Origin of the sequence: Martinezella miluonensis (assembly GCF_900094545.1) — a bacterium.
In the GTDB taxonomy this organism is placed as follows: Bacteria; Pseudomonadota; Alphaproteobacteria; order Rhizobiales; family Rhizobiaceae; genus Rhizobium; species Rhizobium miluonense.
This window is the reverse complement of record NZ_FMAH01000006.1, coordinates 13,714-33,722: the sequence shown is the minus strand read 5'-3', so window position 1 is coordinate 33,722 and position 20,009 is coordinate 13,714. Positions and strand designations below refer to the sequence as shown.

Sequence of the window (20,009 nt, the reverse complement as noted above, 5' to 3'; positions counted from 1 at the left end):
ACGAAAGGGCGGGGGAGGCCGCTATCTCACGCCGTCCACTGGGCGATGTCCTCGCGCTCGCCGATCAGGGCGAGACCATGGGCGATCGACAGCAGTTCGCCGCCGGTCTCGATGCGCTCCTGGCCGAAACGCTCGGTGAAGATGCGACGCACCGCCGGTACGAAGGAGGTACCGCCCGTCAGGAACACCTTGTCGATCGCGTCTGGCGACGTGTTCGTGGTCGTCAGCACGTCGTCGAGTGCGCCCTCGATGCGGGCGAGATCATCTGTAATCCAGGTTTCGAAGTCGGCGCGGCGGACGTGCCGACGGCCGGCCTTGCCGAGCGGCGGGAAGTTGAATTCGGCCTCCTCCTCGGCGGAAAGCGCCATCTTCGTTGCCGATACGGCCTGATAGAGCGGATAGCCTTCATCATGCTCGACGAGATCGATAAAGGTCTCCAGCTTCTCCGGCTCGAGGCTGCTGCGAACCAGCGTCTTCAGATCGGCATATTCGCGCGAGGTCTTGAAGATCGAAAGCTGGTTCCAGCGGCCGAAGTTGGCGTAATAGGAGGAGGGCATTTCCAGCAGCTTGTCGAAGCTCTTGAAGTAGCTGCCCTTGCCGATGGCTGGCGAGACGATGTTGTCGATCATCCGGAAATCGAAATGATCGCCGGCGATACCCACACCGGAATGGCCGATGGGAGTAGCCGTGAGCTTTCCTGCGATGGTCTCGAAGCGGATGAGGGAATAGTCCGTCGTACCGCCGCCGAAGTCGGCCACCAGCACGGTCGCATCCTTCTTCAGGTTCTGCGCGAAGTAGAAGGCGGCCGCCACCGGCTCGTAGACATAGTGGATTTCAGGGAAGCCGAAGCGGGAGAGGGCGGCATTGTAGCGCTCCGTTGCGAGCGCCGGATCCGGGTTGGCTCCAGCGAAATGAACGGGCCGCCCGGTGACGATCCGCGAAACGTCGCCCGGCCAATTTTCCCCGGCATAGGCGCGCAGCCGCCGTACGAAAATCTCCATCAGATCTTCGAAGCTATGGCGCTTGGCGAAGATCAGCGTGCCCTGAAAGAGCGCGCTTGCGGCAAAGGTCTTGATCGATTGCAGGAAGCGGCAATCGCCCGGATTGTCGATGAACTGGCGGATGGCCGCATGCCCGGCCTCGACTTTCGGGGCTGCCGCTCCGAGCCCGGGATCCTTCATGAAGGAAAGGGCCGTGCGCATGCTGTCCGCCGTACCGGCCGCACTGCTGAAGGCGACCGATTGCGTCGCGGGTCCATCGGCCATCGCCAGGACAGTATTCGTGGTGCCGAAGTCGAAACCAAGCGCCCGAGCCATGCCCGCACTCCCTTCCGTCGAAATTGTCTGGATTGGGGCAAAGCCCCTTATGAGGCGCAAGGCGTGCCCTTGTCGCAAAGAGGGCGCGTCATGACATGGCCGGACGTCAAGTTCAAGACGTGGGGAGGCTTTTATTTTTCCCGTCCAGCAGATCCGCGGGTGGCGGCTTCCGCACCCGATGCGCTTCTGCCCGCCGGCAAATGAAACGGGCACCTTTCGGCGCCCGCTGCAATATCATTCCGCGGCAATGGCTGTCGGCGGCTCCTTGTGATGCGGGTCCTTGTCCTTGCGCTTGCCGAGACGACCGAGGAAGTCGTTGAGGCGGTTCATCTCGAGGAAGATCACTGGCGTGATGAACAGCGTCAGGATCTGCGAGACCACCAGGCCGCCGACAACAGCGATACCGAGCGGCTGACGCAGTTCCGAGCTTGCACCGCCGCCGACCGCGATCGGCAGGGCGCCGAGTAGGGCGCAGAAGGTCGTCATCATGATCGGGCGGAAACGACGGACGCAAGCCTCGTGGATCGCTTCCGCCGGCGACATGCCGGTTGTCGAGCGTAGCGTTTCGAGCGCCACGTCGATCATCATGATTGCGTTTTTCTTCACGATACCGATCAGCATCAGCAAGCCGATCAGCGCGATGATCGACAGGTCGAAACCGAAGACCTTCAAGGCAAGCAGCGCGCCGAGAGCGGCAGCCGGCAGACCGGAGAGAATGGTCAGCGGGTGGATGAAGCTCTCGTAGAGAACGCCGAGGACCACGTAGATCGTCAGCACGGCGGCCAGGATCAGGTAAGGCGTGCTGCCTTGCGACTGCTGGAAGATCTGCGCCGTGCCGCCATAGGACGTGAAGACGTCCGCCGGCATGTTGAGATCCTTCTTGATCTGCTCGATCTGCGCCGTGGCATCGCCGAGTGCTTCGCCGGCCGGCAAGTTGAAGGACACGGTGGTCGAAACGAGCTGGCCGGTCTGGTTGATGGTAACGGGGCCTGTTGTGCGTTCGACATGGGCGAAGTTGGACAGCGGAACGAGAGCGCCGCTTGCCGAGGCGATCTGGACTTCCTGCAGCCTCTGGTCATCCCAGGGCTTGGAGGTGTCGAACTCGACGATCACGTTGTAGCTGTCGCCGGTCGACTGAATCTGCGCGGCGTTATAACCACCGAAGCCTTCTTCGAGCGACGTGCGCAACTGATTGTTGCTAATGCCGTAGGCAGAGGCCTTTTCGGTGTCGACGACGATGTTGGCCTGCAGGGCGTTGTTCTGGGCATCCGAGGCGACGTCCGTGAAGCGCGGATCGCGCCGCATCTCGTCTTCGATCTTGTTGGCCCAGAGGTTCGTCTGGTCCGCGCTCAAGGCCTGAACGACGAGCTGATACTGGCTGGCCGTCTGGCGGCCGCCGAAACGCAGGCTTTGTTGCGGTGTGATATACACCTTGAGGCCGGCTATCTTGCTGATGCTGCCGCGCAGTTCCCGCAGGGTCTGATCCAGCGGTTCGCGCTGATCCTTGGATTTCAACTCGACATACATAGTGCCGTTATTGAGCGGCTGGCGTGCGTTACCGCCGACGATGGACATGACGTGGGCGACGGCCGAGTTCTGTTTTACGAGCGCAGCGGCTTGGTTCTGCAGGTCCTGCATTGCCGGGTAGGAAATATCCTGCCGAGCCTGCGTCGAGATCGTCAGGCGGCCGATGTCTTCGGTCGGGAAGAAGCTCGCCGGCAGCACCATGAAGAGATAGGCCGAAAGGGCGACGGAGGCGAGGAAGCTCATCAGCACCGTGCCGCGATGGCGCAGACACCAGGCAACGCCCTTGTCATAGCCGCGCTGGGTCCAGTCGAAGCCCTTGTTGAAAAGGCGCACCGGATAGGGCGCGTCGTCATGACCGGCCGACAGACGCGAGCTCAGCATCGGGGTGACGGTGAGAGACACGATCGCCGAGGATACGATGGCGATGGCGACGACCATGCCGAATTCGTTGAAGATTCGGCCGACGACGCCGCCCATCAGCAGGATCGGAATGAAGACGGCGATCAGCGAGATCGACATCGAGATGATGGTATAGCTGACTTCAGCCGACCCCTTCAGCGCCGCCTCAAGCACCGGCATGCCTTCCTCGACATGACGCAATATGTTCTCGAGCATGACGATGGCATCGTCCACCACGAGGCCGACCGCGAGCGTCAATCCGAGCAGGGAGATATTGTCGATACTGTATCCGAGCACATACATCATGCCGAAGGTCGCAACCAGCGACAGCGGCACGGCAAGGCCCGGAATGATCGTCGCCGTGACGTGGCCGGTGAAGAGATAGATCACCAGCACGACAAGGCCGATCGTCAGCAGCAGCGTGAATTTGACGTCAGAGATCGCATCACGGATCGGCTGAGCAGAGTCGTTCATGACGATCGTCTTCACAGATGCCGGAATTTCTGCATGCAGCTGCGGCAGCTTGGCGTTGATGGCATCCACGACATCGACGGTATTGGCGTCCGGCTGTCGCTGAATGGCGAGGATGATCGCCCGCTTGCCGTCATACCAGGAGCCGGTATTGGTGTTTTGCACGCTGTCCTGAACGTCGGCGACATCGCTCAGATGGATCGGCGCGCCCTTCGGGTTCGCGATGACGAGCGAGCGGAACTCCGCGGCATTGGTGCGCTGTGTATTGGCATTGATGGTCATGCTCTGTGAATTGTTCTGCAGAGTGCCGACCGGGACCTGGCTATTGGAGCTGACGAGCGCGCTGTTGACTGTATCGATGCCGATACCGCGATTCTGCAGCTTGGCGGGATCGACTTCCACGCGCACCGCATAGGTTTGCGCGCCGAAAACCGTCACTTCGGCGACGCCGGGAAGCGTCGACAGCGATGGTGAAATGATGTCCTCGGCGATTTCGTCGAGCTTACTGCGCGGCATGGTATCGCTCTGCACGGCAAGCAGCATGACCGGCGCGTCGGCAGGGTTGGTCTTGCGGTAGCTTGGCGGCGTCGTCAGATTGTCGGGCAGCTGCCGCGTCGCATGCGAGATCGCGGCCTGAACGTCGGCGGCGGCGGCATCGATATTGCGGTTGAGATCGAACTGCAGAACGACGCTGGTATTGCCGAGTGAGTTGGTCGACGAGATTTCACTGATACCCGGGATCGTTTCGAACTGCTTGATCAGCGGTGTCGAAACCGATGTCGCCATCGTTTGCGGCGAAGCGCCGCTCAACTGTGCCGTGACGTTGATGGTCGGGAAGTCGACCTGTGGCAGGGCCGCAACGGGCACGAGCTGATAACCCGCCATGCCCGCCATGACCACGCCTAACGCCAGAAGTGTCGTTGCGACCGGCCGCCTGATACAGAAACTGGGTATCATTGCTGCGCTCCGACAGAGATTGTTTCAGTTTTCTGACCCGGCTGATCGCTAGCCGAGGCAAGCTTCTGCGGTGCGGCGTCGCTATATTGCTCGACGACATTCTGGCCGTCGTTCAACTGTACCTGTCCTTCGGTCACGATATGATCGCCTTCCGCAAGGCCCTTGGCGAGCGCGGTGAATCCGCCGTTCTGCCGTGCCACGGTGACAGGGGTCATATGAACCTTGTTGTCCTTGACGACATAAGCGAAGAAGCCGTCCGGCCCAGGGCTGATCGCAACCGTGGGGGCGACGATGACGGGCTGGTTGTCGTTGAAGTGGACGACGATGTTGACCGACTGGCCGGGCCAGATGGCGCCGTTGGCATTGTCGAACTTCGCCTTGGCAAGAATGGTGCCGGAGGCGGCATCAACCTGGTTGTCATAGAAGCTCATCGCGCCCTGGCGCGATTTGCCTTCCGCGGACCGCGGCACGGTGCTGACCGGCACGCTGCCGGCCTGCATGGCCTCTTCCAGTTCGCGGAGATGGCTCTCCTGCAGATGGAACTTCACATAGATCGGATTGTATTGCGCGATCGAAACGATGGCCGTTCCCGCGCTGACATAGGCGCCGACGCTGAGCTGCACGTTGCCGAGGCGACCGCCATAAGGCGCGCGAATTTCGGTGTGTTCCAGAAGCACCTGATCGGATGCGAGTTGCGCCTTGTCGCCGTTGACCGTGGCAACAGCCGTATCGCGCGCGGCGACCGCCTGGTCGACGGTCTGCTGCGTGCCGGCATTGTTGAGCAGGCTCTTGGCGCGGGTGAGGGCTGTCTCTGCCGCTGTCAGCGTTGCCTGATCTTTGGCTAGTGTTGCCTGATCCTTTTCGACCGTGGCCTGCGCGGTGCGGGCATCGAGCTTGGCAATGAGGTCGCCGGCCTTGACCATCGCGCCGTCCTGCGCCTCGACCTCTACGATGAGCCCGGCTTCCTGGGCCGCGATCGTCGTCGTATCCTGTGCGTCGGCCCAGCCGGTGGCCGTCACGTCGTTCGGCAGCGCTCTCTTCACAACGGCAACCGTTTTGACGGCGGTGGGACCAGAATCGCGCTTGTGGCCGCCTGCCTGTGCCGTCTTGCTACTGTTCTTGGTTTCTGCGGAGGCCTTATCAAGGAATGTGGAAAGAAAAGGAATACGATCGCGGTAGCCCCAGGCAAAAAGGGCTGCAACGACAAGAAGGCCGAGGGGAAGCCAAAATTTTTTCATATTAAAGAACCGGTCAAAGCGAGTTGCAGAAAGCGCGATGACTTTGAGGTGTATTTATTGCGCCGCACAACAAAGACGAGCTTCGCCGCAATCCATCACATCACCGTTATCGCTAACGTTCGGTAATTCTGTCCCTATAACGTGAATTCGTGAACGCTGATCCAGTGCAATTTACCACAGTTCGATGGGACGAAAAATTAAAGCTTGGAAAGCTTTCGCATTGCTTCTGTTTGTGCAGTGCAGCAAATAGTCAAATGACTATTTTTTGATTGCCGTTATGTAATAATTGGACGGCAGAGCATCTCTATAGGGTGTTTATAGTAGAGAGATGGCGCGCAAAGCTCATAGCGGCCGCTCTCATCGCTCACGTAATTGTGTTGTCGGGCCCTGTTTACAAGGGCCCGCTCTTCGGTCGTGGCGGCGATTTCAAAGGGAGTGTGCGGCGCCGCCGTCACAGCGGACCATCGTTCCCGTCACATAGCTTGCCGGTTCGCTGCACAGAAAGGCGGCTGTCGCTGCGAATTCCTCGATGCGACCGTAGCGGCCGACTGGAATGCGCTGCTGACGCTCGGCGCTGACATCTTCCAGGCTTTTGCCGCTACGTTTGGCAGCGGCTGCGTCGAGATCTGCCAGGCGATCGGTGGCGATGCTGCCGGGCAAAAGCATGTTCACTGTGATCCCATGCGCCGCCACTTCGCTCGCCAGCGTCTTGCTCCAGCCGACGAGCGCAGGCCGCAGCGTATTTGAGAGTGCCAGATTGGGGATCGGCTCGATGACGCCGGAGGAGGCGACGGTGAGGATGCGTCCCCAGCCTTGAGCCTTCATGCTCGGCAGCAATGTATTGGTCAGGCTGATGATCCGGGCGACCATAGAGAAGAAGTAGGTTTCCAGCCGCTCGGCGGTGATGTCTTCCGCCGTTCCGGGCGTCGGGCCGCCGCTGTTGTTGACAAGAATGTCGATGCCGCCGAGCTTCTCGGTCACGGCCTTGCTGACGGTCTCGACAAAGGTCTCGTCGCTGAGATCCGCCCAGACCCAGTCGGCCCGGCCTCTGCCTTCGGCGTTGATGGCATTGCAATTGCTGTCAAGCCGTTCTCCGCTGCGGCCGCAAAGCAGGACGTTTACGCCCTCTCGCGCCAGCGCAACGGCGATGCCGTGCCCCAAGCCCTTGGATGAGGCGAGCACAAGTGCACGTTTCCCGTCGATACGAAGATCCATCCCGATTATCCTTTCTGCTATCCGAATTTCCCTGGCGAAGCATATAGAGCGCCGCCCGCTGCTTTTGAAAGCCGGACTGCATGAGCCGTCCGATAAATGGTGTCAAAAGTTGACGTGAACGTAAAGGTAATTTATTTGATTGCTGCCCTTGCCAAATTGGAGGATTGCCTGTCGCTTCCCGGCTCGACAATCCCTCTCCATTTTGACAAGAGATATCTGAAACGGGGAAGATACCCAAAGGGGATAGGGCTGCGATCCAACATAGTGGGATGCCGGCCAGGCGGAGAGAGTGAATGACTGACGCGAGCGAGCTGCCGGAACGCGAGAGCATGGAATTCGACGTTGTGATTGTCGGGGCGGGTCCTGCGGGGCTGTCTGCGGCGATCCGGCTGAAGCAGGTCAATCCGGATCTGACGGTCGTGGTGCTCGAAAAGGGCGCCGAGGTCGGCGCCCATATCCTCTCCGGCGCCGTCGTTGATCCGATCGGCATCGATCGCCTGCTGCCCGGCTGGCGCGAAGAGGAGGGCCATCCCTTCAAGACCGAGGTGACGGCGGATCACTTCCTCTTCCTCGGACCCGCCGGCGCGGTACGCCTCCCGAATTTCATGATGCCGCCGCTGATGAGCAATCACGGCAATTATATCGTCTCGCTCGGCAATGTCTGTCGTTGGCTCGCCGAGAAAGCGGAAGCCCTCGGCGTCGAAATCTATCCAGGCTTTGCCGCAACCGAAGTGCTCTACAACGACGAGGGTGTCGTCATCGGGGTCGCCACCGGCGACATGGGCATCGAGAAGAACGGCGAGCCCGGTCCGAACTACACGCGCGGCATGGCGCTCATGGGCAAATATGTGCTGATCGGCGAGGGCGTGCGTGGCTCGCTCGCCAAGCAGATCATTGCCAAGTTCGATCTGTCGAGAGATCGTGAGCCGCAAAAATTCGGGATCGGCATCAAGGAACTCTGGCAGGTCAAGCCCGAGCACCACAGCCAAGGCCTGGTGCAGCACTCCTTCGGCTGGCCGTTGGGCATGAAGACAGGCGGCGGCTCGTTCCTCTACCATCTGGAAGACAATCTGGTGGCCGTCGGCTTCGTCGTGCACCTGAACTACAAGAACCCCTATCTCTTCCCCTTTGAGGAATTCCAGCGCTTCAAGACGCATCCGGCGATCCGCGGCACCTTCGAGGGCGGCAAGCGCATTTCCTATGGTGCGCGCGCCATCACCGAGGGCGGCTGGCAGTCGGTGCCGAAGCTGACCTTCCCCGGCGGCGCCCTGATCGGCTGTTCGGCCGGCTTCGTCAACGTTCCCCGCATCAAGGGCAGCCACAATGCGGTGTTGTCGGGAATGCTGGCGGCCGAGAAGATTGCCGACGCGATTGCCGCCGGCCGCGGCAACGACGAAGTGATCGAGATCGAGAACGAATGGCGCAAGACGGATATCGGCAAGGACCTGAAGCGCGTCAGAAACGTCAAGCCGCTGTGGTCGAAGTTCGGCACGGCGGTCGGCGTGGCGCTCGGCGGCCTCGACATGTGGACGAACCAGCTGTTCGGCTTTTCCTTCTTCGGCACGCTGAAGCATGGCAAGACGGATGCCGCCTCGCTGGAGCCCGCGTCCAAGCACCAGAAAATCGACTATCCGAAGCCGGATGGCGTTTTGACCTTCGATCGCCTCTCCTCGGTGTTCCTGTCGAACACCAACCATGAGGAAGATCAGCCGGTGCATCTGCGGGTCAATGACATGGCGCTGCAGATATCGTCGGAGCACGACATTTTTGCCGGCCCGTCGACGCGCTACTGTCCGGCGGGCGTCTACGAATGGGTGGAGAAAGACGGCAAGGAAACTTACGTTATCAACGCCCAGAACTGCGTCCACTGCAAGACCTGCGATATCAAGGACCCCAACCAGAACATCAACTGGGTTCCGCCGCAGGGTGGCGAGGGACCGGTCTACCCGAATATGTGAGACGAAATGACCGAGATCGAGCAAGGCACCTGGATGATCCGCTCAGCCAGGGTCGACGAGCTGCATTTGCTCGCCGCTATTGAGATCGACGCCTTCTGGGCTCTGCATGAGGCCGGCGCGGTTGCCTGCGAGCCCACCTCTTTGCCGCTCGATGTGTTGCAGCAATCTCTGGCGGAGCACCTGTTGTTCGTCGCCGTCGACGGCGAGGATCAGCCATTCGGCTTCCTAGCCGGCATCTGGAAGGACGGCTCCGTTCACATTGCCGAAATCGATGTCGTCAGATGCTGGCAGAAGCGGGGCGTCGGGCGGCGGCTGATGGATGCTGCCATTGCGGCTGAAAGAACGCAAAGAGCAGCGGGCGTCACTTTGACGACCGACCGGCACGTTGCGTTCAACGCGCCGTTCTATGCTTCGGCGGGATTTCGCATCCTGGGTGATGGAGAGAGGCCCAGCGGTCTCACGCAAATCCTGAAAAACGAGATTGCCCACGGTGCCGACCCGGCCAGACGCGTGGCAATGGCGCTCCGATTTTGATCCTTGTCCCGTGAAGCGCGAGGGCAAATAGAAAGAGCGGTCCAGCGTTTCCTTGAAACCCTGGGCCGCCGATCGAAGCGCCATGTATCCGCAAGATGAGATTTAATGCTGGGCGGGCTTGCGGGCGAGCAGGCCGGTAGAGAGGGCGACACCGGCGCCGGTCACGATCGCTGCGGCGATGCCGGCCACTCCGATTTCTTCACCGAGCAGGAAGCCGCCGCCGATGGTGGCGAGAACCGGCGTGATGGCGGTGAAGGCTGCGGCCTGCGTGCCACCAAGAGCCTGGACGGCAAGGCCATAGGCGAGTGTTGCGGCAAGGCCGGACAGCAGGCCCTGGCTGACGATCTGCAGGCCGATTTCCGGCAGCGGCACCGAGGTCAGCGAGCTGCCGAAGACGGCGGCCAGACCGACATGGATCAGGAACGACCAGACGGCGATGATAGCGCTCGATTGCAGGGCGCTCAGACCCGAGCGGCGGAAGGCGTGCGTGTAGCTTGCCCAGAGCAGGGCGGCGAGCGGCAGCAGCGTGAAGCCGGTCCAGGAAATCTGCACGCCATAGAGGCTACGAGCCAGAAGGATCGCGACGCCGGCGACGATGCCGCCAAGTCCGAGCCAGCGGGTCATATCAAGCCGTTCGCGAAAGAGCAGGACCCCGATCAGCGCCGTTGCCAGCGGCATGGAACCGCCAAGCAGAATGCCGGCCGACGAAGCTGGCGTGAACTGAATGGCGAATGTGGTCAGCTGGAAGAAGAGGGCGCCGGAGCCGCAGATCATCAGCGCCAGCAGCTTCAGCGGCACGCCCTTCGGCAGCAGGCCGGTCCGCCACCAGACCGGAGCCAGCACCAGGGCCGGCACGCCGTAGCGGATCAGGCCGAGGTCGATCGTGCTCATTTGCGTCTCGGCCGTATGGCGCGTTGCCAGAATCCAGTTCGCCCAGATCAATACGGTGACGACAGCGCCGGCATAGCCGATCGCAGTGGGGGTTGCCTTGCGGGTGGAGAGTGACAAAGCGGTCATCGAGGTATCCTTTCCAACAATCCGGTTTATCGTTCGAATGAGGAAAACATAGCGCCAAAAGCCGAGGCATGTCCTTGCTAGTTATGGCTTGAAAATCATGCTATGAGCAATAATCTGCCAATACAGAAACTTGAGTTTCCCGAATATGCCAAAACTGGATAAATTCGATATTGCCATCCTCAACTGCCTGCAGGATGATGCGCGCGCCACCAATGTCGAGATCGCCGAACGGGTGAATCTCTCCCCGTCGCCCTGCCTGCGGCGTATTCGCAATCTGGAAAAATCGGGGTTGCTGCGCGGCTACCGCGCCGATATCGATCGCAAGGAAGCCGGTCTCGGTCTGACGGTCTTTGTCGAGCTCAAGGTCGGCCATCACTCGAAGGAGAATTCGGAAGCGCAGCAGGCCGCTTTGCTTGCCATTCCCGAGATCGTCGCCTGCCATCTGATCTCGGGATCGGCCGATTTCCTGGCGGAAGTCGTGGTGGCAGACCTTGCAGCCTATGAAAAGGTAATGTCAGAAAAGCTTCTGGTCCTTCCCGGCGTGGTCGATCTCCGCTCGAACTTCGCGATCCGCACCATCAAGGCCAATGGTGCGCTGAAACTGCCGGTGCCGGAGTAGAAATGAGAAGGGGCCGTCGCCGGCCCCTCGCCATAGAAATGTTCGTTGTCCTCAGAGCATCGTGCCGCTGAGGATCAGCAGTGCCACAGAGAAGTAGATCACCAGGCCGGTAACATCGACCAGCGTCGCGACGAAGGGTGCCGATGCGCTGGCGGGGTCAAGCCGCAGCTTCTGCAGGATGAACGGCAGCATCGAGCCGGCGAGCGAGCCGAAGGTCACGATGCCGATCAGGGCTGCGAAGACGGTAAAACCGACCAGCTGCCAGTGCTGGCCGTAGTCGAAGAGGCCGAGGCTCTGCCAGGCTACGATACGGGTGAAGCCGACGAGGCCGAGGATAGCGCCGAGCACGATGCCGGTCGGCAGTTCGCGCAGCGCCACGCGCCACCAGTCCGAAAGCTTCAGTTCGCCGAGCGCCAGCGCCCGGATGATCAGTGACGTTGCCTGCGAACCGGAATTGCCGCCGGAGCTCATGATCAGCGGGATGAACAAGGTCAGCACCACGGCCTTCTCCAGCTCGCCTTCGAAGTGCTGCATGGCGCTCGCCGTCAGCATCTCGCCGAGGAAGAGGGCTGCGAGCCAGCCGGCGCGCTTGCGGATCATGCCGCCAAAGCTGATCTTCATATAGGGCTGTCCGAGGGCTTCCATGCCGCCGAACTTCTGGGCGTCTTCGGTCGTATCGGCGATCATCGTATCGATCACATCGTCGACGGTGACGATGCCGAGCATATGGCCCTTGTCGTCGACAACAGGAAGCGCCAGCAGATCGTGGCGTCGGATCAGACGGGCAACGTCCTCCTGCTTCATCAGCGGCGGCGCCGTGACCGGCGTGCCCTTCTGTGCCACGGTCAGAATACAGGCATCGGGCTCGCCGGTGATCAGACGGCGCAGCGTCACGACACGCTGCAGCACATGCGTCTCGTCATCGAGCACATAGATGGCGTAGACCGTTTCGCGGGAGCGCTCGACCTGGCGAACATGGTCGAGCGTCTGCGCAACCGTCCAGCTTGCCGATACGCTGACGAATTCCGTCGTCATGATGCCGCCGGCCGTGCGCGGCGGATAGCCCATCAGGCCCTGGATCGCCTGCCGGGTATGTTCGTCGAAGGTGGCGAAGAGCCGGGCGCGTACCTCGACATCCATCTCGAGCAACACGTCTGCGACGCGGTCGTTGGACATGCCATGCAGCAGCCGAGAGGCGTCTGCATTGCCCATGACCTCGAGAATGGCGGGTGCGTTGCGCAGTTCCGGCCGGTCGAGAATGCGCACGGCGCGCTCTTCCGGCATTTTGGCGAGGATGCTTGCGGCTTCGGCCGCATCGAGCACATTCAAGGACTCGACACGTTCCGCGATGGTCACGCCGCGGTTGTTATTGATAAAGGCGCGAGCGGCATTGCCAGCCCGCATGGGAAAGCTGTTGATATTCATTATAGCTCGCCTTTCCAGTCGATCCGCCGTCGTAGCGGATCGTGGCGAGCCGACAGGAGTCGGTTAGTGCACGAATGCTACTGACGGCAAAGGCAATCGACTACTACTGTCGCTAGGCATCGAAAGATGGCTCCGGTTAATCGGCATGGAAAAAACGCTGTTCCCCATGTGCGGAGAAGTCGCGCCGAAGGCATAAAAAGTCAAGAGGTGGAAGCAGTTTAAGGCCCGATGTCGCAAGAAAAACTTGCTTAGGCGGCTGAAATTTGTGCGATGCAACATTCTGGGGTGTGGATCTGTCAAAATGCAATGGCCGGATGTTTTGCATCCGGCCCGAATTGTTGTGAATTTCCGTCTTTCAGAAACCCGCCAGAACGATCTTGCCTTTCATTTTGCCGGTCTCGACGAGGGCATGCGCCTTCTTCAGATTGGCGGCGTTGATCGTGCCAGCCGTCTCGGTCAGCGTCGAGCGAATCTTGCCGGCGTCAACCAATTCGGCGACCTTGGTCAGCAGCTTGTGCTGCTCGATCATGTCGGCCGTGTTGAAGAGGGGGCGTGTGAACATCAGCTCCCAATGGATCGACACTGCCTTGCGCTTGAAGGGCACGACATCGAGCGTCTTCGGATCGTCGATCAGAGAGAACCGGCCCTGGGGCGCGATGGCGTCGACGATAGATGCGATATGGTCGGTGGTATTCGTCGTGGAGAAGATGAAGGCCGGTGCGCCGATGCCTAGTGCCTCGATCTGTGGCGCAAGCGGCTTCGAATGGTCGATGACGTGATGCGCGCCCAGCTCCTTGACCCAGGCCTGCGTTTCCGGTCGGGATGCCGTTGCGATGATGGTGAGGTCGGTCAGGGCGCGTGCGATCTGGATGGCAATCGATCCGACGCCGCCAGCGCCGCCGATAATGAGGATGGTATTGGCTGCGCCGGGAACGGGATCCTGAATCTTCAGGCGGTCGAACAGCGTCTCATAGGCCGTGATCGAGGTCAGCGGCAATGCGGCAGCAGCCGGAAAATTAAGGCTCTTCGGCTTGGCGCCGACAATGCGTTCGTCGACAAGATGGAATTCGGCGTTTGAACCGCCGCGGTTGATGGCGCCTGCGTAGAAGACTTCGTCTCCCGGCTCGAACATGGTGACCTCTGGACCGACCGCCTTGACGATGCCGGCCGCGTCCCAGCCAAGGATCTTGTATTCGCCTTCGCTCGGGGCGACGTTGGCGCGGACTTTGACATCGACGGGATTGACCGAAACCGCCTTCACTTCGACGAGCAGATCACGGCCCTTTGCTTCGGGGATCGGCAGTTCGACGTCGATCAGGGATGTTTCTGCGGAAATGGGCTGTGGTTGCTTGTAGGCGACTGCGCGCATGGGGGAGGCTCCTCGGTTTGTTGCACAGAGGCTAGATGCGCATTATCGTCGGAAGGCGCAAGAATGCACAATTTCTGTACGTAGGTACAAAAAGGATACTGTCGATGTCGGTTCCCCGCTCCAAACTTGTCAGGAATTTTCCGGGATGTCCGGTCGAGGCGACGTTGAGCCTGCTCGACGGCAAATGGAAGGGCGTGATCCTGTTTCACCTGATGGAGGGAACGCTGCGCTTCAACGAGATCCGCCGCAAATTGCCGTCGGTGACGCAGCGCATGCTGACAAAGCAGCTGCGGGAGTTGGAAGAGTCCGGGCTGGTATCACGCACCGTCTTTCCAGTGGTGCCGCCGCGCGTCGATTATGCTCTGACGCCGCTGGGCGCCAGCCTGGGGCCGATCATCAAGGCCATGGCCGTATGGGGCGAAGAGAATGTATTCTGCCACGACGGCCGCCAGCAGCTGGCCTCATGCGTGACCGGTGCGGCGCTCCAGGCTAACTGAAAGGGCAAAGACGGCAAGACCACCGACGGAAAGAACTGCGCCGACATAGCCGGTCGCTGCCGCCGTGAAGCCCCATGAAATCACCAGGCCACCGAGCCAGGCGCCGAGCGCATTGGCGATGTTGAAGGCGGAGTGATTGGAGGCGGCGGCCAGCGTCTGCGCATCAGCTGCCACGTCCATCAGCCGGGTCTGCACAGCCGGGCAGGCGGCGAAGCCGCAGCCGATCAGGAAGACGCAGATGCAGAGCATGACGGGATTGGCAGCCGTCAGTGAGAAGAGCGTCATGATGATGATGTTGAAAACCATCATGCCGCCGATCGTTCCCTTGATCGAGATGTCGCCGAGACGCGAACCGACGATGTTGCCGACATTCATGCCGATGCCGAACAGCGCAAGCACGACTGGCACCATGGCGGAGCCGAGGCCTGCCACCTGGGTCGTGGTCGTCGCGACATAGCTGAAGATGGAAAACATGCCGCCGAAGCCGATGGCGGCAACGCCAAGCGACAGCCAGACCTGAATGCGCTTGAGCGCACCCAGCTCACGGGTGATGCTGGCGCCTTCCTCGACCTTGTCCTTTGGCAGGAAGAGGGCGATGAGAAGCATGGTGACGAGGCCGACACCGCCGACCATCATGAAGGCAGCGCGCCACTCGAGAAGCTGGCCGAGATAGGTGGCGATCGGCGTGCCGATCAGCGTGGCGATGGTCAGGCCGAGCATGACCTGGCCGACGGCCCGGACGCGGCGGTGGACCGGCACCATGGAAGCGGCAACGAGCGCTGCAACACCGAAATAGGCGCCGTGCGGCAGCCCGGTGATGAAGCGCAATACTGTGAAGCTCTCGAAGGTCGGCGCAAACGCGCTGGAAATATTGCCGGCGGCAAAGAGCGCCATCATTAGCAGCAGCAGCGTGCGACGCGCCATCTTGGCGGCGAGCACGGCAATAATCGGCGCGCCGACGACGACGCCGAGTGCATAAGCGCTGATGACATGGCCCGCTTCCGGCGTGGTGACGCCGAAGGTATCGGCGACCTCAGGCAGAAGCCCCATGATGACGAATTCGCCCGTGCCGATGCCGAAGCTGCCGACTGCCAGAGCCAATGTCACCAGCGCGATGGCGGTGCGTGACGGTGTTTCCAGGGAGGTTTGGGTATCGAGGGCCTCGACGGCAATATCGCTCACGAAAACTCCTTGGGCGGCAAAGCGGCTTGGACGCCACGAACCGTGCAGCGAGGCCGGAACCCGGCATTCGATACAGCATGGCAGATGAAAGGACTGAAGGGGCATGGACATGCCCGAATTCATAGTATCAACAAAGTCGAGATTTCTGTCGCGTGCATTTTTTGCAGCGCAGCACGTCGCACACCGCATAAGTAAGCGCCGGTTCCGGGTGGTTAGAGCGGTTGCAATGCTTGAAATCGCATCGTTCGAAACCATCTGACAGAAAGCGCACGGGGGCATCAGCTCCCCAAGGAAACACAATTTGCGGAAAACCGAGAGCCTGAATGAGATTGATCGGCTTCTTCAATCGTGATGGCGGTACTTTCCGGACGACCGACATGGCTGCCTACCAACAAAGGGCGGAACAGGTCTTCCATGATGCCGGCCATGATTTCGAAGCTGTCATCGTGGCTGGACGAGATATCGTATCGGCAATGGAGCGCGCGGCGCGGCGCGATGACATTGACGGAATTATCGCCGGCGGCGGGGATGGCACGATTTCGGCCGCTGCCGCCATCGCCTGGAAGAGCGGCGTCGCCCTAGGCGTTATCCCGGCTGGCACTATGAACCTCTTTGCCCGTTCGCTGCGGTTGCCGCTCGACATCTGGCAGGCGCTGAGCGTGCTGGCGACCGGCGATGTCGACAATGTCGATATCGGCAGCGCCAACGGCCGTGCCTTCGTGCACCAGTTTTCCGCCGGCTTGCATGCGCGTCTGGTGCGCTACCGCAACGGCTATACCTATCGCTCGCGCATCGGGAAAATGTCGGCCAGTACCCGGGCCGCGTTTGGCGTCATTGCCAATCCACCGGAATTCGACGTCGATTTTGCGGCTGGCGACATTCACGAGCGCCGGCATGTCTCGGCGATCTCCGTCTCCAACAATCCCTTTGGTGCGAATGCGCTGCTCTATGCCGATAGTCTGCGCAGCGGTGAGCTGGGCTTTTACACGGCAAAACCCTTGCGGCCGCTCGGTGTCGCCCGCCTTGCGTTCGACATGCTGCGCGGCCGGGTCCGCGACAATACCGATGTCATGGTCATGCATGCGCCGGAGGTGCATCTACACTTCCCGAAGTTGCGCCATCTCTCAAATTGCGTCATGGATGGCGAGTTGCTGCCGCTCGAACGCGACGTGACGCTCAAGGTGCATCCCGGCGAGCTTAGGGTCATGGTCAGGCAAGGGACCGCCGTCAAAGTCGAGCGCGAGGGCGCTGTCGACAGCGTTGCCATCTGACCCGTTCAAAGGCGGGGCAGATAGGTTCTGTAATCGAAATCCGAAACGCTGCGCAGATAGCGGATCGCTTCCTTGCGTTTCGTATCGCCGTAAAGCCGCTGATATCGTTCGCCGAAAATATCGGCGATGAAGGCCGAGGTGCGGAAGCGCTCGACGGCCGTCAGGAAATCATGCGTCAGCCTTGGCGCATCCGTCGGCACGCAAGCCGGTGTCGTCTCCTCACCGGGATCGAGGTCGTTCTCCAGGCCGAGCAGCATGTCGCCAAGGATCGCCACCAGCATCAGATAAGGATTGGCGTCGGCGCCGGCGACGCGGTGCTCGATGCGCGCACCCGGTCCGTCTCTTTCGGGAATCCGGACGGCGGTACCGCGATGGCCGAAGCCCCAGGTCAGGTCGACGGGGGCGAACGAGCCCGGCTGGAAACGGCGATAGGAATTGGCATAGGGCGCAAAAACAAGCTGCGCGTCCTGCAGCGTCTGCAGCAGCCCGGCGCAGATCGACTTCAGCTTCCTCGGCTCGCCGCCTGCGGCATCGAGGACATTGCGGCCCTGAGCGTCGATGATGCTGGCGTGGACATGCAGTCCCGAGCCGGCATGCTCTGTATAGGGCTTGGCCATGCAGGTCGATTTCAGGCCATGCTTGCGGGCAGCCTGTTCGGCCACGCGCTTCAGCATGATGCAGTCGTCGGCGGCGGCCAGCGCGTCCGGGCGATGCAGCAGGTTGACTTCGAATTGGCCCGGGCCGAATTCCGCCGTTGTCGCGTCCGCCGGCAACCCTTGTGTCCGCGCATAGCTGCGCAGCGTTTCGAGGTAGTTGTCGAGGAGATCGACCGCATCCATGTCGTAGAGCTGAAAGCCGTTCGGTTCGCCCTGGTAGGTCAATGCAGCAGGCGGCGAAGGGATGCCTCTGTCGCGCCAGTCTCCGGCGAGCAGATAGAATTCCAGTTCGGTTGCGATGACGGGCGTCAGGCCGAGCGCATTGTAACGGTCGACCACGGCAGCAAGAATGGCGCGCGGGTCCTGAAAGCTCGGACTGCCGTCGAGCTCGTGCATGGTGGCCAGCACTTGCTTCGATCCCGCCGGAGCCCAGGGCATGTCGGCGAGCGTGCGCTCGTCCGCAACGCAGGTCCCGTCCGGATCGCCGATCGTCAGCGACAGGCCGGTAATGTCGTCATTGTCGTCACCCCAGATGTCGAGCGATTGCGTCGAGGTCGGCAACCGCACCGCGCCGGACCAGACCTTATTTTCGGCCGCAATCGGGATCTGCTTGCCCCTGAGTCGGCCGTTCATGTCCGATATCAGCACCTCGATGCGCGCGTTACCTTCGGTTGCGTTGTCGGCCACCATGCTCTTGTAAATCCCCATTCCTCACGGCATGGTCGTAAACCAAGATAGCTTTCAGTCAAGTCTGGCTACGTTGCGGCTTCGTGCCAGGCCCGTCACCCTAACCCTCTCTCCGCATGGGCGGGGAGAGAGGGCTGGGGTGAGGGGCCATGCACATAATCGCGGCGGCGGAGGACTTGCCTGACAGGCACCAATTCAAAGAGGGTTCGAATACGCCATGACCGACACACCAAGCCGCTCCAATCTCGCCGCCCTCGATGCCGCCCATCACCTCCACCCCTTTGCAGATATGCGCAAGCTCAATGCCGAGGGTGCCCGCGTCATCCAGCGCGGGGAGGGCGTCTATATTTTTGATGCGGAAGGGCGGAAGTACCTCGATGGATTTGCCGGCCTCTGGTGCGTGAACATCGGTTATGGCCGCACGGAAATCGCCGACGCCGTTCTCAGGCAGATGAACGAGCTGCCCTATTACAACACCTTCTTCGGCACCACGACGACTCCTGCGACGCTGCTCGCCGAAAAGGTCTGCGCCCATGCCGGGCCGCAGTTCAACCATGTGTTCTTCACCAATTCCGGCTCCGAGGCCAACGATACCTGGTTCCGCATGGCGCGGGTTTATTGGGGCGCCGTGGGCAAGCCGACGAAGAAGACCATCATTGCCCGCAAGAACGGCTATCACGGCTCGACCGTCGCCGGCGCCAGCATGAGCGGCATGAAATATATGCATGAGCAGGGTGATCTGCCGATAGCTGGGATCGCCCATATCGGCCAGCCCTACTGGTATGCAGAGGGCGGCGATCTTTCGCCGGAGGAATTCGGCCTCAAGGTTGCCCGCGAACTGGAAGAGAAGATCGATGAATTGGGCGAGGACAATGTCGCCGCTTTCATCGCAGAGCCCTTGCAAGGGGCAGGCGGCGTCATCATCCCGCCCTCCACCTACTGGCCTGAGATCGCGCGCATCTGCAAGGCGAGGAACATTCTTCTCGTGAGTGACGAGGTCATCTGCGGCTTCGGTCGTCTCGGCTCATGGTTCGGCCATCAGCATTTCGGCGTCGGGCCCGACCTTGCGCCGATCGCCAAGGGACTTTCCTCCGGCTATCTGCCGATCGGTGGCGTGCTCGTCAGCGACCGCATCGCCGACGTGCTGATCAACGAGGTCGGAGAATTCAATCACGGCTTCACCTATTCCGGCCATCCGGTTTGCGCGGCTGCCGCTCTGGAGAATTTGAGGATCATCGAGGAGGAGCGGCTGGTCGAGCGCGTTCGCGACGACATCGGCCCTTACTTCGCCAAGGCCTGGGGCAGCCTCGCGGATCACGACATGGTCGGCGAAGCCGTCAGTATTGGTCTCATGGGCGCATTGCAGCTTGCGGCCGATAAATCCACCCGCCGCCGCTTCGAGAAGCCGGATGCGATAGGCTCGGCCGTGCGCAATCATGCCTTGGCGAATGGCCTCGTGCTGCGAGCGACCGGCGACCGAATGCTGGCCTCGCCGCCGCTCGTCATCAGTCATGAGGAAGTGGATACGATGGTCCGCATCGCGCGGCAGGCGCTTGATGTCGTTTGGGCCGACGTGCGCTCGTAAACGGCGCTGCCTGCGGCGTCTCGCTTCAACGATACCCGTGCGCCATGGGAAGGCGCACGGAGGGTACGATCACGAAGCCGGTAGCC

The 20,009-nt window shown here is 61.1% G+C and carries 15 protein-coding genes; 6 read left to right on the top strand and 9 right to left on the bottom strand.

Annotated elements, in window-relative coordinates; translation table 11 throughout:
• Window positions 1–26: 26 nt before the first annotated feature.
• The 4 genes from GA0061102_RS08130 to GA0061102_RS08115 form a co-directional block, all read right to left on the bottom strand.
• On the bottom strand, window positions 27–1,316 hold the full coding sequence (locus GA0061102_RS08130; RefSeq protein WP_092845734.1) for an Hsp70 family protein: 1,290 nt from the start codon (window positions 1,314–1,316) through the stop codon (window positions 27–29).
• A 234-nt stretch (window positions 1,317–1,550) separates the two neighbouring features.
• Entirely contained in the window at window positions 1,551–4,670 is a 3,120-nt protein-coding gene (locus tag GA0061102_RS08125; RefSeq protein WP_092845732.1) for an efflux RND transporter permease subunit, read from the bottom strand.
• The gene (locus GA0061102_RS08120; RefSeq protein ID WP_092845730.1) at window positions 4,667–5,908 is read right to left on the bottom strand and encodes an efflux RND transporter periplasmic adaptor subunit; all 1,242 of its coding nucleotides are present in this window, start codon (window positions 5,906–5,908) and stop codon (window positions 4,667–4,669) included. Before GA0061102_RS08120 ends, GA0061102_RS08125 begins: the two co-directional genes overlap by 4 nt.
• A gap of 426 nt (window positions 5,909–6,334) precedes the next feature.
• Window positions 6,335–7,123, bottom strand: a complete 789-nt coding sequence (locus GA0061102_RS08115) for an SDR family oxidoreductase (RefSeq protein ID WP_092845728.1) — start codon at window positions 7,121–7,123, stop codon at window positions 6,335–6,337.
• A 293-nt stretch (window positions 7,124–7,416) separates the two neighbouring features.
• On the opposite strand from GA0061102_RS08115, the gene GA0061102_RS08110 reads away from it, so the two are divergent.
• Together GA0061102_RS08110 and GA0061102_RS08105 are read left to right on the top strand one after the other, a co-directional pair.
• Complete coding sequence (locus GA0061102_RS08110; RefSeq protein WP_092845726.1) at window positions 7,417–9,081, top strand: electron transfer flavoprotein-ubiquinone oxidoreductase; 1,665 nt, start codon at window positions 7,417–7,419, stop codon at window positions 9,079–9,081.
• Window positions 9,082–9,087: 6 nt separating this feature from the next.
• Window positions 9,088–9,615 (top strand): GNAT family N-acetyltransferase, encoded by a 528-nt coding sequence (locus GA0061102_RS08105; protein WP_092845724.1) that lies wholly within the window; start codon window positions 9,088–9,090, stop codon window positions 9,613–9,615.
• A gap of 102 nt (window positions 9,616–9,717) precedes the next feature.
• Here GA0061102_RS08105 and GA0061102_RS08100 read toward each other — a convergent pair whose 3' ends face one another.
• Complete coding sequence (locus tag GA0061102_RS08100; protein WP_092845723.1) at window positions 9,718–10,632, bottom strand: DMT family transporter; 915 nt, start codon at window positions 10,630–10,632, stop codon at window positions 9,718–9,720.
• Between the two features lie 145 nt (window positions 10,633–10,777).
• On the opposite strand from GA0061102_RS08100, the gene GA0061102_RS08095 reads away from it, so the two are divergent.
• The gene (locus tag GA0061102_RS08095) at window positions 10,778–11,251 is read left to right on the top strand and encodes an Lrp/AsnC family transcriptional regulator (protein WP_092845721.1); all 474 of its coding nucleotides are present in this window, start codon (window positions 10,778–10,780) and stop codon (window positions 11,249–11,251) included.
• Between the two features lie 51 nt (window positions 11,252–11,302).
• On the opposite strand, the gene mgtE is transcribed toward GA0061102_RS08095, so the two are convergent.
• Window positions 11,303–12,676 (bottom strand): magnesium transporter, encoded by a 1,374-nt coding sequence (gene mgtE, locus GA0061102_RS08090; RefSeq protein WP_092845719.1) that lies wholly within the window; start codon window positions 12,674–12,676, stop codon window positions 11,303–11,305.
• Window positions 12,677–13,031: 355 nt separating this feature from the next.
• Window positions 13,032–14,045: a zinc-binding alcohol dehydrogenase family protein gene (locus GA0061102_RS08085; RefSeq protein ID WP_092845717.1), complete on the bottom strand. Its 1,014-nt coding sequence runs from the start codon at window positions 14,043–14,045 to the stop codon at window positions 13,032–13,034.
• A gap of 104 nt (window positions 14,046–14,149) precedes the next feature.
• On the opposite strand from GA0061102_RS08085, the gene GA0061102_RS08080 reads away from it, so the two are divergent.
• Complete coding sequence (locus GA0061102_RS08080) at window positions 14,150–14,542, top strand: winged helix-turn-helix transcriptional regulator (RefSeq protein ID WP_092845715.1); 393 nt, start codon at window positions 14,150–14,152, stop codon at window positions 14,540–14,542.
• On the opposite strand, the gene GA0061102_RS08075 is transcribed toward GA0061102_RS08080, so the two are convergent.
• Window positions 14,507–15,715: an MFS transporter gene (locus GA0061102_RS08075; protein WP_245297950.1), complete on the bottom strand. Its 1,209-nt coding sequence runs from the start codon at window positions 15,713–15,715 to the stop codon at window positions 14,507–14,509. The two genes, GA0061102_RS08080 and GA0061102_RS08075, sit on opposite strands and share 36 nt — an antisense overlap.
• A 332-nt stretch (window positions 15,716–16,047) precedes the next feature.
• Between GA0061102_RS08075 and GA0061102_RS08070 the strand changes: the two genes are divergently transcribed.
• Window positions 16,048–16,995 carry a diacylglycerol/lipid kinase family protein gene (locus GA0061102_RS08070; RefSeq protein ID WP_092845713.1) on the top strand — a complete coding sequence of 316 codons (948 nt, stop codon included), beginning with the start codon at window positions 16,048–16,050 and terminating at the stop codon, window positions 16,993–16,995.
• A 5-nt stretch (window positions 16,996–17,000) separates the two neighbouring features.
• On the opposite strand, the gene GA0061102_RS08065 is transcribed toward GA0061102_RS08070, so the two are convergent.
• Window positions 17,001–18,341, bottom strand: a complete 1,341-nt coding sequence (locus tag GA0061102_RS08065; protein WP_092846002.1) for a glutamine synthetase family protein — start codon at window positions 18,339–18,341, stop codon at window positions 17,001–17,003.
• A 214-nt stretch (window positions 18,342–18,555) separates the two neighbouring features.
• Here GA0061102_RS08065 and GA0061102_RS08060 point away from each other — a divergent pair, with 214 nt between their 5' ends.
• A complete protein-coding gene (locus GA0061102_RS08060) occupies window positions 18,556–19,923 on the top strand; it encodes an aspartate aminotransferase family protein (protein ID WP_092845711.1) in 1,368 nt (455 codons plus the stop codon).
• Window positions 19,924–20,009: the final 86 nt, after the last annotated feature.